15 protein-coding genes and 1 tRNA gene are annotated in these 12,737 nt (G+C 64.5%); 14 read left to right on the plus strand and 2 right to left on the minus strand.

Annotated features, from left to right (window positions below; translation table 11 throughout):
* Positions 1-108 precede the first annotated feature (108 nt).
* The 7 genes from glyA to CA606_RS08775 all read left to right on the plus strand — a co-directional run bounded on the left by glyA (position 109) and on the right by CA606_RS08775 (position 6,835).
* Positions 109-1,395: a serine hydroxymethyltransferase gene (glyA, locus tag CA606_RS08745; protein WP_096051486.1), complete on the plus strand. Its 1,287-nt coding sequence runs from the start codon at positions 109-111 to the stop codon at positions 1,393-1,395.
* A gap of 32 nt (positions 1,396-1,427) precedes the next feature.
* Entirely contained in the window at positions 1,428-1,901 is a 474-nt protein-coding gene (nrdR, locus tag CA606_RS08750; RefSeq protein WP_096051485.1) for a transcriptional regulator NrdR, read from the plus strand.
* Positions 1,902-1,966: 65 nt separating this feature from the next.
* Entirely contained in the window at positions 1,967-2,431 is a 465-nt protein-coding gene (gene ribH, locus CA606_RS08755) for a 6,7-dimethyl-8-ribityllumazine synthase (RefSeq protein ID WP_096051484.1), read from the plus strand.
* Complete coding sequence (gene nusB, locus CA606_RS08760) at positions 2,428-2,877, plus strand: transcription antitermination factor NusB (RefSeq protein WP_096051483.1); 450 nt, start codon at positions 2,428-2,430, stop codon at positions 2,875-2,877. The genes ribH and nusB overlap by 4 nt, the downstream gene beginning before the upstream one ends.
* Entirely contained in the window at positions 2,837-3,895 is a 1,059-nt protein-coding gene (gene thiL / locus CA606_RS08765) for a thiamine-phosphate kinase (protein ID WP_181242856.1), read from the plus strand. The genes nusB and thiL overlap by 41 nt, the downstream gene beginning before the upstream one ends.
* Positions 3,896-3,944: 49 nt before the next feature.
* Positions 3,945-4,451, plus strand: a complete 507-nt coding sequence (locus CA606_RS08770; RefSeq protein WP_096051482.1) for a hypothetical protein — start codon at positions 3,945-3,947, stop codon at positions 4,449-4,451.
* A 245-nt stretch (positions 4,452-4,696) separates the two neighbouring features.
* Complete coding sequence (locus CA606_RS08775) at positions 4,697-6,835, plus strand: sodium-translocating pyrophosphatase (RefSeq protein WP_096051481.1); 2,139 nt, start codon at positions 4,697-4,699, stop codon at positions 6,833-6,835.
* 95 nt (positions 6,836-6,930) lie between these two features.
* Here CA606_RS08775 and CA606_RS08780 read toward each other — a convergent pair whose 3' ends face one another.
* Together CA606_RS08780 and CA606_RS08785 are read right to left on the minus strand one after the other, a co-directional pair.
* Positions 6,931-7,473 (minus strand): response regulator, encoded by a 543-nt coding sequence (locus tag CA606_RS08780; RefSeq protein WP_181242857.1) that lies wholly within the window; start codon positions 7,471-7,473, stop codon positions 6,931-6,933.
* A gap of 262 nt (positions 7,474-7,735) precedes the next feature.
* Positions 7,736-8,218, minus strand: coding sequence for an outer membrane protein assembly factor BamE (locus tag CA606_RS08785; RefSeq protein WP_096051479.1), 483 nt, complete (start codon positions 8,216-8,218; stop codon positions 7,736-7,738).
* A 121-nt stretch (positions 8,219-8,339) separates the two neighbouring features.
* Between CA606_RS08785 and CA606_RS08790 the strand changes: the two genes are divergently transcribed.
* The 7 genes from CA606_RS08790 to CA606_RS08820 all read left to right on the plus strand — a co-directional run bounded on the left by CA606_RS08790 (position 8,340) and on the right by CA606_RS08820 (position 12,709).
* Positions 8,340-8,870, plus strand: a complete 531-nt coding sequence (locus tag CA606_RS08790; RefSeq protein WP_096051478.1) for a ubiquinol-cytochrome C chaperone family protein — start codon at positions 8,340-8,342, stop codon at positions 8,868-8,870.
* A complete protein-coding gene (locus CA606_RS08795; RefSeq protein WP_096051477.1) occupies positions 8,855-9,394 on the plus strand; it encodes a YceD family protein in 540 nt (179 codons plus the stop codon). Before CA606_RS08790 ends, CA606_RS08795 begins: the two co-directional genes overlap by 16 nt.
* Positions 9,395-9,567: 173 nt before the next feature.
* Positions 9,568-10,650, plus strand: coding sequence for a phosphate acyltransferase PlsX (gene plsX, locus CA606_RS08800; protein WP_096051476.1), 1,083 nt, complete (start codon positions 9,568-9,570; stop codon positions 10,648-10,650).
* On the plus strand, positions 10,647-11,624 hold the full coding sequence (locus CA606_RS08805) for a beta-ketoacyl-ACP synthase III (RefSeq protein ID WP_096051475.1): 978 nt from the start codon (positions 10,647-10,649) through the stop codon (positions 11,622-11,624). Before plsX ends, CA606_RS08805 begins: the two co-directional genes overlap by 4 nt.
* Before the next feature lie 204 nt (positions 11,625-11,828).
* Positions 11,829-12,131 carry an integration host factor subunit alpha gene (locus CA606_RS08810; protein WP_096051474.1) on the plus strand — a complete coding sequence of 101 codons (303 nt, stop codon included), beginning with the start codon at positions 11,829-11,831 and terminating at the stop codon, positions 12,129-12,131.
* Positions 12,132-12,143: 12 nt separating this feature from the next.
* Positions 12,144-12,569 (plus strand): MerR family transcriptional regulator, encoded by a 426-nt coding sequence (locus tag CA606_RS08815; RefSeq protein WP_096051473.1) that lies wholly within the window; start codon positions 12,144-12,146, stop codon positions 12,567-12,569.
* A gap of 63 nt (positions 12,570-12,632) precedes the next feature.
* Positions 12,633-12,709, plus strand: a tRNA-Pro gene (locus tag CA606_RS08820).
* Positions 12,710-12,737: the final 28 nt, after the last annotated feature.

The following is a 12,737-nucleotide window of genomic DNA, read 5'->3' on the forward strand; positions in this document are numbered from 1 at the left end:
TGCGGGTCGTCAACGCGCAACATCCCGAGTGGTTCCGAGATTGATCGCCGCGCCTATCCCGTTAAAGAGGGCGCCTCTGCCGACTCCCCGCAACGCCAGGAGAGCGTGATGACCCAAACTGACCTCAGCGCCTTTTTCGGCGCGGACCTCGCCACCGCGGACCGCGAAATCTTCGATCGCATCGGTCGCGAGCTGGGTCGCCAGCAGAACCAGATCGAGTTGATCGCCTCGGAGAACATCGTCTCCAAGGCCGTGCTGGAGGCTCAGGGCTCGATCCTGACCAACAAGTACGCCGAGGGCTACCCGGGCAAGCGCTACTATGGCGGCTGCGAATATGTCGACGAGATCGAGACGATCGCGATCGAGCGCGCTAAGGCGCTGTTTGGCGCAGGCTTCGCCAATGTTCAGCCGCACTCGGGCTCGCAGGCCAACCAAGCGGTGTTCATGGCGCTGCTGCAGCCGGGCGACACCTTCCTGGGCATGGACCTCGCGGCCGGCGGCCATTTGACGCACGGAAGCCCCGCCAACCAGTCGGGCAAGTGGTTCAAGCCGGTCTCCTACTCGGTTCGCCAGCAGGATCAGCTGATCGACTACGACGGCGTCGCCGAGATTGCGCAGCGCGAGAAGCCCAAGCTGATCATCGCCGGCGGCAGCGCTTACAGCCGCGAGATCGACTTCGCCAAGTTCCGGGAAATCGCCGATTCGATCGGCGCGTACCTGATGGTGGACATGGCGCACTACGCCGGCCTGATCGCGGGTGGCGCATACGCCAATCCGATCCCGCACGCCCACATCGTCACCACGACCACGCACAAGACGCTGCGCGGCCCGCGCGGCGGCTTGGTGCTGACCAACGACGAAGCGATCATCAAGAAGGTCAATTCGGCTGTCTTCCCTGGCCTGCAGGGTGGTCCGCTGGAGCATGTCATCGCGGCCAAGGCCGTCGCTTTCGGCGAAGCGCTGGAGCCCGCATTCAAGGACTACGCGCGACAAGTTGTCGCGAACGCCCGCGCTCTGGCCGAGGCGCTGCTGAAGTCGGGCGTGAACATCGTCTCGGGCGGCACCGACAGCCACCTGATGCTGGTCGACCTGCGCCCGAAGGGCGTGACCGGCCGCGACGCCGAGCACAGCCTCGAGCGCGCCTATATGACCTGCAACAAGAACGGCGTGCCGTTCGACACCGCGCCGTTCACGATCACCTCCGGCATCCGCCTGGGAACGCCGGCCGGCACGACGCGTGGCTTCAAGGAAGCGGAGTTCACGCGTGTGGGTGAGTTGATCGGTGAGGTCGTCAACGGCCTTGCGGTCAACGGTCCGGACGGCAACGCCGCTGTGGAGGCCAAGGTCCGCGAGGAAGTGCTGGCCTTGACGGGGCGCTTCCCGATCTACAACTAATAGGGTGATTGCGCCGCGGAGGGGGCTAGATCATGCGTTGCCCGTTCTGCGGCCATGCCGAAAGTCAGGTCAAGGATAGCCGCCCGTCGGAAGACGGCGCGGCGATTCGGCGTCGGCGGATGTGCCCCGAGTGTGGGGGGCGCTTCACCACTTTCGAGCGGGTGCAGCTTCGCGAACTGATCATCGTCAAGCGTTCCGGACGCCGTTCGCCGTTCGATCGGGACAAGCTGGTGCGTTCCGTCGGACTGGCCACCCAGAAGCGCCCGGTGGAGCCTGAACGTGTCGAGCGGATGATTAATGGCATTGTCCGGCAACTCGAAAGCATGGGCGAAACTGAGCTTCCGTCGTCGACGGTTGGCGAAATGGTCATGAAGGCGTTGAAATCGCTCGATGATGTCGCCTATGTCCGGTACGCGTCGGTTTACCGGGATTTCAAGGAAACCAGCGACTTCGCCAAGTTCCTGACCGAGGAAGGTCTGAGCGACGGCGGCGAAGAAGAGCCATAATCCGTTAATCCTGATGTGTGTTTGTAGGGTCGCGCGGCGCGCGAGGCCGTGGAGAGTTGAGCTAGATGGTTGAAGAGAACATCCGCCTGCTGATCGTGGAGGGCCGAAGCCATTCGGGGATCTCCGACGAACTGCTGCGCGGTGCCACCCAGGCCATCGAAGCGCAGGGCGCTGAGTATGACGTGATCACCGTGTCCAGCGCGCTGCAAATTCCGACCGTGATCGCCATGGCCGAGGACGCGGGGCATCGCCCGGTTGGCGTGCGGTACGACGGTTATGTCGCCCTGGGCGTGGTGATCCGCGGCGAGACCTACCATTTCGAGTTGGTCGCCAACGAAACCGCCCGCGGCCTTCAGGATCTTGGCGTGGCCAAGCGCCTGCCGATCGGATTTGGCGTGCTGGCCGTCGATGAGGAAGCCCAGGCCTTGAGCCGGGCCCGGGTTAGCGAAGGTGATCGTGGCGGTGCGGCCGCGAAGGCCTGTCTGGAAACCATCGCCCTCAAGCGTCAACTGCTGGGACAAGCTCGATGAGCGCGAACCGCATCCAACCGCGCTCGGTGGCGCGTCTCGCCGCCGTCCAGGCGCTCTATCAGATGGAAGTGTCCGGCGCCGGCGTCGATTCGGTGATCCGTGAGTTCGGCGAGCATCGCTTTGACCGCGATGTCGAAGGCGAGCAACTCGCCGCAGCCGACGAGACCTTCTTTGCCGATCTGGCCAAGGGCGTCGTGGCCAATCAAGACAAGATCGACCAGGGTATCGTGAAGCGCCTGGCCACGGGCTGGCGGCTGGAGCGCCTTGACGCTACCGCGCGCGCGGTTCTTCGCGCTGGCGCGTTCGAATTGATGTACCGATCGGACGTTCCGACCGAAGTGGTCATCAATGAATATGTAGAGATCGCGAAATCCTTTTTTGAGGGTCCCGAGTCAGGCTTCATCAATGGCGCCCTCGACGCGATCGCCCGTGATGCACGAGACTGACGAAGAAGACTGGTTCGCCGAAGACGACGCTGCGGCTCCCGCTGCAGCGCCAGCGACGGAGTTCGATCATATCGCGCGGTTGCTACGGCCGCTGACGCGGGGCGACCCGGTCGCTCTGGATCTTCTTGATGACGCCGCCGTCTTACCGTCCAGGCCGGGATACGACCTGGTCATCACCAAGGACGCTATGGTCGGCGGCGTTCACTTCCTGGCCGACGAAGCGCTCGACGTCGTCGCCCGGAAGCTGCTCCGCACCAACCTGTCTGATCTCGCGGCCAAGGCCGCCGAGCCCTACGGCTACTTTCTCGCCGTCGGTTGGCCGTCTGGTTCAGATGTGGCCTCACGCGAGACCTTCGCCAGGGGACTAGCCGAGGACGGCGCGCTCTTCGATATTTCCCTGCTTGGCGGTGACACCGTCACGACGTCCGGCCCCCTTGTCGTATCAGCGACCTTCCTGGGGTGGGCGCCGCAAGGCGAGACCATCCTGCGCCGGGGGGCCAAGCCTGGCGACCGGCTGATGGTCTCCGGCACGATCGGCGATGGTTGGCTGGGTCTTCTGGCGCAGTGGGGCGAGGTTGTGGACGCCGACGGTTCGATGCTGCGCCGCTACCGCCAGCCCGAGCCGCGCGTGACCCTGCGCGACGCCATGCGAGTCCACGCCAAGGCCGCCGCCGACGTCTCGGACGGGCTGCTGGCGGACAGCAGCCACATCGCCAAGGCCAGCGGCTGCCGAGTTCGCGTCGATCTCGAGCGCCTGCCGCTCTCGCCCGGCGCCCAGGCCTGGCTGGATCAGCAGCCCGAGCAGGTCGAGGGGCGTATTTCTCTGGCTTCTGGCGGCGATGACTACGAGATCGTGTGCGCCGTCGATCCCAACGAAGCCTGGGCCTTCCGCGTCGCCGCTGCGGCTGCAGGCGTCAAGGTCAGCGAGATCGGCGAGTTCGTCGAAGGCGAGGGGGTTTCGGCCTATTACAAGGGCCGCGATGTCACGCCGTCACGCCTGGGTTGGCTACACGGCTAGCGCCTGTGGTTAGGCGAATTTCAAGGCCTTGCTGTTAGGTAAGAGCCCCATGACCCCGCCAAACGCCCCCACGCGCCGTGTTCTCATCGCTGCCGCCTGCGGCGCCCTGGCCGCCTTGGCCAGTCCCGCTTTGGCTTCCGAAAAGAAACCCGAAAAGAAGAAGGAAGGCGGCGAGCAGGCGCTTGATCCGACGTACAAGCTCGGCTCGATGACCATTCCGATCATCGCCAATGGCCGGATCGTCAACTACGTGTTCGTGGCGATGACGCTCAAGCTGACCTCCGGTACTGAGGTCGAGTCCTTCAAGGATAAGGAGCCGGCCCTTCGCGACGCGATCGTGCGAGCGGCCTACAAGACCCCGTTCACGCGCCCGGACACCTGGAAGGAAGTCGACGGTCCGCGTCTGACGTCCTTCGTGCTGGGGCAGTGCGCTGTCTTGTTTGGCAAGGGCAAGGTGGCGTCTGTGGAGATCGTCAAGCAGATCCCTCGGCAGCAACTTATGCCCCCCAAGGCGAGCGCAGCGATACAGGTCGATCGCGAAGTCGTGCGCCCCTGATCAGGCTTTCTGGCCAAGCTTCCGCGCAGCAAACGCTTGTTTCGAGCCGGGTTGCGCACCCCCCGACCATCTGACAGTCTCGCTCAGATGACACTGTTCTGGGTGTCATTTTAGGGAGCATCGAGGGGGCACGAGGCCAAAAGGCCCGCTCGTCGATCAGGATGGCGGGTTTGACGTTCGTCATTCCGCTCTCGCCTGGATCGGCGTCCCCTCGTGATTGAGAAACGCGAAGGGGCGAAGAACTAATGAGTCTTTGGCTTTATCTGGCCATCGGGGCCGGGCTTCTGGCGGTGCTGTACGGCGCCGTGCAGACAGCCAGTCTAATGCGGGCCTCGGCCGGCAACGCGCGCATGCAGGAGATCGCTGCGGCGATCCAGGAAGGGGCCCAGGCCTATCTGAACCGCCAGTACACGACGATCGGCGTCGTCGGCGTGGTTGTGGTCGCCGCTCTGGCGTTTTTCTTTAAATCCTGGGAGCAACCTGTGGGCTTTGCGCTCGGCGCGACCCTCTCGGGCGCGGCGGGCTTCGCCGGCATGCTGATTTCGGTGCGCGCCAATGTCCGCACCGCGCAAGCGGCTTCGGAGAGCCTGGCCAAGGGTCTTTCGATGGCCTTCACCTCGGGCGCGGTGACCGGCATGCTGGTGGCCGGCTTCGCCCTGATCGGTGTGGCGGGCTATTACCTTGTCCTGCTGTCGACCGGCCATGAAGGCACGGACCGCGTTGTTGTGGACTCGCTGGTCGCGCTGGGCTTTGGCGCTTCGCTGATCTCGATCTTCGCTCGACTGGGCGGCGGCATCTTCACCAAGGGCGCCGACGTGGGCGGCGATCTGGTGGGTAAGGTCGAGGCCGGTATTCCCGAAGATGATCCCCGCAACGCCGCGACGATCGCCGATAACGTGGGCGACAACGTCGGCGACTGCGCCGGCATGGCCGCCGACCTGTTCGAGACCTACGCGGTGACCACGGTCGCCACCATGGTGCTGGCGGCGATCTTCTTCCGCGGAACCGAGGCTGTCAGCGCGATGATGCTGCTGCCGCTTGCGATCTGCGCGGTGTGTATCGTCACCTCGATCATCGGCGCGTTCTTCGTCCGTCTGGGCAAGAGCCAGAACATCATGGGCGCGCTGTACCAAGGCCTCATCGTGACCGGCCTCCTGTCGATCCCGGCCGTCTGGTATGTGATCCATCAACTGGTTCCGACCGCCGTCGAAGTGGACGGTCGCTCGTACGGCGCCGACGCGCTGTTCTATTGCGGCATGGCCGGCCTGGTCGTGACCGCCGCGATCGTGATGATCACCGAGTACTACACCGGCACCGGCTTCCGCCCGGTGAAGTCGGTGGCCCAGGCGTCGGTTTCGGGGCACGGCACCAACGTGATCCAAGGTCTGGCCATGTCGCTGGAGTCCACGGCTCTGCCGGCTCTGACGATCATCGTCGGCATCGTGGTGACCTATAATCTGGCAGGCCTCTTCGGCATCGCCATCGCCACCACGACCATGTTGTCGCTGGCGGGCTTCATCGTCGCCTTGGACGCCTTTGGCCCGGTCACCGACAATGCCGGCGGCATCGCCGAAATGGCCGGTTTGCCGCCGGAAGTTCGCGTCACCACCGACGCGCTCGACGCCGTGGGCAACACCACCAAGGCCGTCACCAAGGGCTACGCCATCGGTTCGGCCGGTCTGGGGGCCCTGGTCCTGTTCGCCGCCTATACCGAAGACCTGAAGTTCTTCTCGGCCAACGCTGAGCCGGGCAGCTTCTTCGACGGCATGGGCCCGGTGACGTTCGATCTCTCGAACCCGTACGTCGTGGTCGGCCTGCTGTTCGGCGGTCTGCTGCCGTTCCTGTTCGGCGGCATGTCGATGACCGCCGTCGGCCGCGCGGCCGAGTCGGTCGTCGCCGAGGTGCGCCGTCAGTTCCGCGAGAACCCCGGCATCATGACGGGTGAGGTGAAGCCGGAGTACGGCAAGGCCGTGGACATCCTGACCAAGGCCGCCATCCGCGAGATGATCGTGCCGAGCTTACTGCCGGTCGTCTCGCCGGTGGCTCTGTTCTTCGTGATCCAGGCCATCGCCGGCAAGGTCGACGCCTTCGCAGCCCTCGGCGCCATGCTCATGGGTGTGATCGTCACCGGCCTGTTCGTCGCCATCTCGATGACCAGCGGCGGCGGCGCCTGGGACAACGCCAAGAAGGTCATCGAAGAGGGCTTCACCGACAAGAACGGGGTCCTGCACAAGAAGGGCGGCGAGACCCACAAGGCCGCTGTGACGGGCGACACCGTCGGCGACCCCTACAAGGATACCTCGGGTCCGGCCGTGAACCCGATGATCAAGATCACCAACATCGTGGCCTTGCTGCTTCTGGCGGTTTTGGCTCACGGCGGCTGATCTTTCTGAGGACAGCCTTAAATGCGAACGCCCCGGAGCCTGCTCCGGGGCGTTTTGCATTATGCGGTCTAGCCGCCGGCGCGCTCGGCGGCCGTTTAGTAGATGTCTTCGAGGTTCATTTCCTCAAGCGCGTCCTGAACGGCGTTGGGCGCGGCTCCGCGACGATCCACGCCCTGGAAGTCGTGATCGATCCGCCGGCGCCGGCACGGCCCGAAGTACTCGCTGGCCCGAACGAAGGGGCGAGGATTGTTCACGATCTCGTTGATGCGGTGCATCACGCCGCGCGCCGTCAGAGGCTTGGCTAGGAACTCCGTCACGCCGGCCATCCGCGCTTCGTTCAAGGTGCGCTGCGTGGCGTGGCCCGTCATCATGATGATCGGCACGAAGTGGTTCGGGCTGGCCGTAGAGGTGCGGATCCAGCGGATAAACGCCAGGCCATCCACCGGCTGCATCATCAGGTCGGTGAAGATGATGTCGATTTCCTGGGTCTGAAAGACTTTCAGCCCCTCAAGACCGTCGTTGGCTTCACGGATCCGACGGACGCCCGCCGCCTTGAGCATCGTGCCGACGACCTTGCGCATGTTGGCGTTGTCGTCGACGAGCAGGACCGACACGTCGCGGAAATCCATTCCCTCCACTGAGCGCCTCCCTCGCAGTCGTGAATTCGAGCCGCGAAATCTTCGCGGCTAGAGTCAAGAAAACATCGGATTGAGTTGATAGAGTCTTTCAACTGGCGCTTGGGACCCGAATTGGGGTCGTGAATCTGACATTCAGAATAAAATGCGACGCTTCATCTTGCCAGTCTGAGTAGCGACTGTGCGACGATGCGCACCCTGGCGCGAAAAAGGCCGCCCACCTGGGGTGAGCGGCCTGTTCTAAAGTCGACGGGGCGACCTGGGTCTATCGGTTGCCGGGGCGTTGGCCCGGAGCCGTATCGTCCTGCGGCAGCATGCCGCCGCGACCGACATTGCCCAGCAACTGCTCGAGAATCGTCATCTCGCGGCCACGGGTCGGCGTCTCGCGACCATTGTAGGCGATGATCTTCCCGTCCTGCAGGGTGTAGGTGTCCACCGAGGCGACCTTTTCGTCGGCCGCGTTGAACTTGATCGCGACCACATCGCGCTTGATCACCCGCGGCATGTAGAAGGCCACGCGGTCCGTCGTCTGCGAGATGTAGTACCAGGTGTTGTTGTCGAAGGTCGAAACCGCAGACGGAGAGCCGAGCTTTTCCATCAGGGTGGACTTGCTGTCCTCACCGACCTTCATCTCGGCCGGCTTGGCCTCGATGGCCTGGAAACCGGAGTAGCTTGTCAGCGGCGTGCACGCCGAAGAAGCGAGCGCTAAGGCCAGGACGGCGGCGGCGAAAACGGCGGGGCGAGACATCAAGGCTCCGAACCGGAAAAATGCAGACTTTGACCTATCGCCCGCGCGGGCTTAGTTCAATGCCCGCGTGAAGGCGGATACCGCGCATAACGGGATGTCGCGGCGAAATCGAGGCGTTTGAATGTTTCTGGACAGATGGCTGAAGCCAAGACCCGCCAAGGCGGCGGGGGCCAAGCTCTATGCGTCCGCGGTCGGGCAAGCTCGATCAGCGATCTTTTATCGCGACTACGGCGTCCGCGACTCGATGGAGGGGCGCTTCGAGCTCTTCAGCCTGCACGTGATCTTTCTGGTCGAGCGCCTGAAGGGGCAGGGCGACGCGGCGGCCGAGACGTCGCAAGCCGTGTTCGACGCCTATGTGAAGGGCCTCGACGACGCGTTCCGCGAGATCGGTGTTTCAGACACCTCGGTCGGCAAGAAGATGAAGAAGCTGGCGGGGGCCTTTTACGGCCGCCTGAAAGCTTATGACGACGCGGTCGCCAGCCTGCCCGAAACGGCCGCGACCAGCGGCTTTATCGCCCGCAACGCTCTTGAAGAGCGTGGTGAGGGCGACGCGGCGGCCTTGACGGGCTATGTGATCAAGGTGCGCGAAGCGTTGGCGGCTCAGCCGCTGGACGCCTTGCTGCAAGGAGACGTGACTTGGCCGAACCCATGACCGCAGCCTGGCCCTGCGAGATCCCCTTGGCCCAGGTGGATCGTGGATCCGTGAGCCTGCGGCTCGAGCCTTCGGCCGAGCAGTGCAAGGCCATCGCCAAGCAACTGGGTCTGGTCAGTCTCCAGGCGTTCAACGCCGAGGTCTATCTGTCCTCTTGGCTGGATGGCGCCAGTGTTTCGGGCGTGCTGCGCGCCCGTGTCGTCCAGACCTGCAGCGCGACGGCCGACGACTTCGAGACGCCGATCGACGCGCGCTTCGCTTTGAAGGTCTTGCCGGCGAATAGTCAGAACGCTCCTCAGGAGGAGTTCGGGGACCTTGGGGCTGACCCAGACGGTGATGATCCGCCGGATGTCCTTGAGGGCGAAACGATCGATGTGTCGGGCTATGTCGTCGAACATCTGGCTTTGGAGCTGGACCCGTTCCCCCGCAAGCCGGGCGCGGTGTTCGTCCAGCCGCCGGAGCTGACGGAGCTTTCGCCCTTCTCGGCGTTGAAGACCCTCGATCTCAAGCGCGAGGAAGACTGAAGTCGTCTGCGAAGGACCGGCGGCTCGAAAACCGCTAGATTGATATTGATCGGTCGGCCCAGCGCTCATCAGGCTGGCTAGGCCCGACTCGCCTGATTGCGTGATAATCACGCGGATGTATCGTCCGCCGCCCTCAGGGCGGCGTGACCGCCTGCCGGAGCTCACAGCGCCACGTGTCCCAATCCCTCGTCATCTCCGTCGACGCCATGGGCGGCGACCACGGCCCTTCAGTCGTTGTCCCTGGGATCGCCCAAGTGCTTAGGGCCCTTCCAGGCGTGCGGTTCCTGCTGCACGGCGACAGCGCCGCGATCGAGGCCGAACTGGCGAAATGTCCCGCAGCCAAGGCGGTGAGCGAGGTTCGCCATTGCGACAAGGCCATCGGCATGGACGAGAAGCCGGCCCAGGCCATGCGCCGGGGCAAGGGTTCCAGCATGTGGAACGCGATCGAGGCGGTGCGCGAAAACCAGGCTCAGGCCTGTGTCTCCGCCGGGAACACCGGCGCTCTGATGGCGATCTCCAAGCTGATTCTGCGGATGGGCGCCGAGCTGGAGCGGCCCGCCATCGTCGCCAACTGGCCGACCATGAAGGGAGTCACGACCGTCCTGGACGTCGGCGCCAACGTCGAGAGCGACGCCTCTCAGCTGGTCGAGTTCGCCATCATGGGCGCGGCGTTCCACCATGCCGTCCATGGGGCCAAGCGGCCTACGGTCGGGCTTCTGAACGTGGGTTCCGAGGACCAGAAGGGGCACGAGGAAGTGCGCGAGGCGCACGCCATCCTGCGCGAGACCACTCTGGATTTCGACTATCACGGCTTCGTCGAGGGTAACGACATCGCCTACGGTACGGTGGATGTCGTCGTGACGGACGGCTTTACGGGCAATGTTGCGTTGAAGACGGCCGAGGGGCTGGCGCGGTTCTTCTCCAATGAGATCAAATCGACCCTGACCTCGGGCCCCTTGGCCATGCTGGGCGCGCTGATCGCATCGGGCGCTCTGAAGAAGATGCGTCACCGCCTGGACCCTAGCCGCGTGAACGGCGCGCCATTGCTCGGCCTGAACGGCATCGTGGTGAAGAGCCATGGTGGCGCGGACGCCAACGGCTTCGCCTCGGCCATCCGAGTCGCGGCGAACCTCGCGCGCAGCGATTTCCGCGCCGAGATCGACAGAAATCTCAAGCGCCTGACCGCCACGGCGGCGACGACCAAGCCCGAGCACGGGTTGGGGTCCGGCGCAGACGCCCAGGGAGCGGCCGAGTGAGCGTAGTGCGAAGCGTTGTAACGGGCGTCGGCGCCCATCTGCCGCCCAAGGTCGTGACCAACGACGATCTGGCGAAGTTTGTCGACACGAGTGACGAGTGGATTGTCGAGCGTACCGGTATTCGCCAACGCCATCAGGCGGCTGACGATCAGCCCGTGTCGGACCTGGCGTTCGAGGCGGCCAAGGACGCTCTGGCGGCGGCGGGCAAGACGGCCGCCGACGTCGACCTTATCATTGTGGCCACCACCACGGGAGATCTGACGTTTCCGGCCACCGCCACCATCGTTCAGCGCAAGCTGGGGGCACCGGTCGGCATCGCCTTCGACGTTCAGGCTGTCTGCTCGGGCTTTGTATACGCGCTGAGCGTGGCTGACGGCTTCGTCGCACGGGGCCATGCCAAATGCGCGCTGGTGATCGGCGCCGAAGCCATGACCCGCCTTATGGACTGGAGCGATCGGGGCACGTGCGTCCTCTTCGGCGACGGCGCCGGCGCCGTGGTGCTCGAGCCAGGCGAAGGCGAGGGGACAACCGCGGACCGGGGCATGCTGGGCTTCGCCTTGCGCGCCGATGGGACCAAGCAGGACCTGCTCTATGTCGATGGCGGGCCGTCGACGACCGGGACGGTCGGCAAGCTGCGCATGCTGGGCAATCAGGTGTTCAAGCACGCGGTCGTCAACATCTCTGAAGCGATCCGAGCCGCCGCCGAACGGGCTGGCGTCGCGGTCGCCGACGTCGACTGGTTCATCCCGCATCAGGCTAACCAGCGCATTCTCCAGGGCGTTGCGCATCGCTGCGGCATCGACGAGGAGAAGGTCATCTCGACCGTGGCCATCCACGCCAACACCTCCGCCGCCTCGATCCCGCTGGCCTTTGCGCATGGCATCAAGGACGGGCGAATCAAAAAGGGCGATCTGCTGCTTCTTGAGGCGATGGGTGGCGGGCTGACCTGGGGCGCTTGCGTCATCCGGCTCTAGGTTGATCTGCAGTCGATATCGCCTTGCGCGATCCTGCGTCAGGGCATGAACTCCTGGCGTTGAGTCTTTGACTTCATGCGGTAATCGCGGCTCGGTGGACCTGGGCGCGGCCAGTTGAGGGCGGTCGCATCATGCCAAGGTTCGCCGCGAGTACTCCATCAAGGGCGGTCTTTGAATCGCCCCGATACGCGTGAAGGGGGTTGCATGAAGGGCGCTACTTTGACCCGAGCCGACCTGTGCGAGGCGGTTCATGAGGAAGTCGGGCTTACCCGCCAAGACTGCGCGGGGCTGGTCGAGCGCACTCTCGACCTCGTCGCCGAGGCGTTGGAGCAGGGCGAAACCGTCAAGTTGTCGGGTTTCGGCGTATTTCAGGTTCGCGCCAAGCGCGCCCGTATGGGCCGCAACCCCAAGACGGGCGAGCCCGCCGAAATCGAACCGCGCCGGGTGATCGGTTTCCGAGCCTCGCAGGTCATGAAGGCGCGTATCGATCGCGCTCTGGGCGACTAGGGACCGATTGCGGTGGCGAAGGGACCAAACGCCTTCCGCACGATCTCAGAGGCCGCCGAGGAGCTTGGCGTGCCGCAGCACGTGCTTCGCTTCTGGGAAACCAAGTTCTCTTTCATCCGCCCGATGAAACGCGCCGGCGGCCGTCGGTTCTATCGCCCTCAAGACATCGCCGTGCTCAACGGGGTCCGGACCTTGCTGCACAGCGAAGGACTGACCATCAAGGGCGTCCAGAAGCTGCATCGTGATCAAGGGCTCGCGCACGTCATCGCGGCCGGCCTGGGCTCGAACGGCTCGGCGACGCTGGACGCTGACTTCGACTACGAAACGCCTCGCGAGGAGTCCGCGATCGGTGAGCGGAAGCGCGATCGACTGGCCTTCGCGCTAGCCGATCTCACCGCGATCAAATCCCGGCTCGACGGACTTTTGGCGCGCGGTTGATTTCTGCCCAAATCGGTGTTGCCCAAGGGCAGGGCGGCGCCTATAAGGGCGCTCCTTCCGCGTCGGAGCGTGGCGCAGCCTGGTAGCGCACTTGACTGGGGGTCAAGGGGTCGCAGGTTCGAATCCTGTCGCTCCGACCATTTCCTTCGGGAAAAGCGTGGAAGATCA

The sequence above is a fragment of the Caulobacter vibrioides genome (assembly GCF_002310375.3).
Taxonomy (GTDB): domain Bacteria; phylum Pseudomonadota; class Alphaproteobacteria; order Caulobacterales; family Caulobacteraceae; genus Caulobacter; species Caulobacter vibrioides_D.

Excerpts from the sequence above, each read along its gene's own strand:
- glyA (WP_096051486.1), top strand. The coding sequence starts at position 109 with ATGACCCAAACTGACCTCAGCGCCTTTTTCGGCGCGGACCTCGCCACC.
- nrdR (WP_096051485.1), top strand. The coding sequence starts at position 1,428 with ATGCGTTGCCCGTTCTGCGGCCATGCCGAAAGTCAGGTCAAGGATAGC.
- ribH (WP_096051484.1), top strand. The coding sequence starts at position 1,967 with ATGGTTGAAGAGAACATCCGCCTGCTGATCGTGGAGGGCCGAAGCCAT.
- nusB (WP_096051483.1), top strand. The coding sequence starts at position 2,428 with ATGAGCGCGAACCGCATCCAACCGCGCTCGGTGGCGCGTCTCGCCGCC.
- thiL (WP_181242856.1), top strand. The coding sequence starts at position 2,837 with ATGGCGCCCTCGACGCGATCGCCCGTGATGCACGAGACTGACGAAGAA.
- CA606_RS08770 (WP_096051482.1), top strand. The coding sequence starts at position 3,945 with ATGACCCCGCCAAACGCCCCCACGCGCCGTGTTCTCATCGCTGCCGCC.
- CA606_RS08775 (WP_096051481.1), top strand. The coding sequence starts at position 4,697 with ATGAGTCTTTGGCTTTATCTGGCCATCGGGGCCGGGCTTCTGGCGGTG.
- CA606_RS08785 (WP_096051479.1), bottom strand. The coding sequence starts at position 8,218 with ATGTCTCGCCCCGCCGTTTTCGCCGCCGCCGTCCTGGCCTTAGCGCTC.
- CA606_RS08790 (WP_096051478.1), top strand. The coding sequence starts at position 8,340 with ATGTTTCTGGACAGATGGCTGAAGCCAAGACCCGCCAAGGCGGCGGGG.
- CA606_RS08810 (WP_096051474.1), top strand. The coding sequence starts at position 11,829 with ATGAAGGGCGCTACTTTGACCCGAGCCGACCTGTGCGAGGCGGTTCAT.